Raw genomic sequence first — 1,837 nt, forward strand, 5'->3', positions numbered from 1 at the left:
CTGCGCTTGCACGGGCCTACAACGGCCCGGAATCGTAGGCCGGGTAAGGCGTAGCCGCCACCCGGCTAAAATATTACCGGCGCTAAACTTCCCGGGCATTTCAATACAGAAATATATAAAAATGCATGGTTTATTTTCAATTAACCATAAACCTTGTTACTGGTTGTTCGATACTTTTTGCCACGTCTGAATCAAAAAAACAGCCATGCTTCCGGCCAGGTTAACAGCTAAAAGAGCGTGCCTGTCTGCGGGTTTAGGTGGTTTTTTACCGATCCCATGCGCATCACCATATTTATTTCTCAACGTGCCGAGACCATTAACAACTGATGAGCATCCTTTGAGTATTTGCCTAAAGATCTGCTCTCCATGCTGGTCGGGGGCTAAATTTAGCTCTTTGGAAGTTAGTTTATACAATTCACTCATGTCAAAATTACGGTCATAGGGGATTTTTAAGTCGTCGAGTATATGTTTACATACCGTTTCAACTAAGGTCCTGGCGGAAGTGATAGCTCCTTCTGGGTCTGAGTTCCTGCGTTCTAAAGCCTTCGCCCAAGCTTCATTTACCCCCCGTTCGTCGTAACTCCTTAAACCATCAGTGATATGAATATCTCTTGGTGTTGTATTGACCCCTTCGAAAAAATCAAAAAGAGGGGTGAATTCAGTTGAAATGAAATTTTCGCGTTCTCTATAGGATGAGTATGCAGGCTGTATGAATCCCCAAAACTGTTTAAGAGTTCTGCATTCTCTAACAAAAGCAGGGAGAAGGGCTTTTAGTGCGGAATTTTGAACGAAGTGAGACCTGAGAGAGATGAAACATTCACTATTATCCCGAGGCCCACCGCGAGCAACATCAATTAGCAAATTTTCCAGGTGTCTGGCGCGTTCTTCATCAGACGTAAACTCATTCAGAAAATCGTCCATCGATTTATTCCTTGTTACTTATGACTGAAATGTGATGTCGAAAGTTAAAAATGCTCATCATTATTCAAGTATGAAAAACGAAGTATTCCATATCTGGAAGCATGCTCGCAAACCTGTTAGAAACACCATGTAAACCCGAAATCATTATTTATTTCCACCTATAACGAGCTTACAGTTTCCCCACTGCGGCAAATTCCGCAGTCAGGCGTGGAAACCTGAACTATCACACGACGACACAGTTTTGGTGTCGGGGCAGCGCATATCCTTGTAAAATCAACGGTGGCGCTGGTAGGGCAGTCGAAAGGCTGGCTGAAGACCGTGTGATTCAGTTTCCACCCCTGTCAGCGCCGCCACCCTCTGAGCGTGGAAACTTAGAGAGTGGTCTTGAAACATCACACGGAGGCTGCCTTATGGCTACGATCCCAACCCTTGCTCACCCTCACTCCAGCGACAGTATTGCCTGCCAACTTCTTGACCTGCCGATATCCTCAACGCAGGATCTCTTCGAACTGACGGACTGCTGCTGCGCTTTTGTTAATGTGCTGCTGGAAACCCACAATAGAGTAGAGCGCTTAGCACTGTGTGGCCGTCTGGCATTTGCTATTGAGGAGCTGAAAAATCGATGCGATGAGGATTTACCGTCTCATCTGATTGAGAAACTGAGTACAGCGTTACCCGAGCAATCCTCTATGCCGGATTGCTGGCAAGATACTGCGATGCTTGTGGGGTATGCTCAGGCCCTTAACCAGGCTTTGTTGAGCCAGACCCTTGCGAGTGCTGTCTCGCAAGAACTTGCCGGGTTATTGCATGACCTGATTTATCTCCTGGCTGACTATGTCAGAGAACCTTACCTGCTGCGCTGAGGTCATGCCCGGCGGCGCTGCGCTTGCACGGGCCTACAACGGCCCGGAATCGT

The 1,837-nt window shown here is 47.1% G+C and carries 2 protein-coding genes; one reads left to right on the forward strand and one right to left on the reverse strand.

Translation table 11 applies throughout. The features are described from left to right. Positions 1 to 156: 156 nt before the first annotated feature. Positions 157 to 921, reverse strand: coding sequence for an abortive infection family protein (locus LDK53_RS21705; protein ID WP_225288045.1), 765 nt, complete (start codon positions 919 to 921; stop codon positions 157 to 159). A 410-nt stretch (positions 922 to 1,331) separates the two neighbouring features. On the opposite strand from LDK53_RS21705, the gene LDK53_RS21710 reads away from it, so the two are divergent. Further along, positions 1,332 to 1,784 carry a hypothetical protein gene (locus tag LDK53_RS21710; protein WP_225288046.1) on the forward strand — a complete coding sequence of 151 codons (453 nt, stop codon included), beginning with the start codon at positions 1,332 to 1,334 and terminating at the stop codon, positions 1,782 to 1,784. Positions 1,785 to 1,837: the final 53 nt, after the last annotated feature.

The sequence above is a fragment of the Enterobacter sp. K16B genome (genome assembly GCF_020216105.1).
GTDB lineage: Bacteria > Pseudomonadota > Gammaproteobacteria > Enterobacterales > Enterobacteriaceae > Enterobacter > Enterobacter sichuanensis.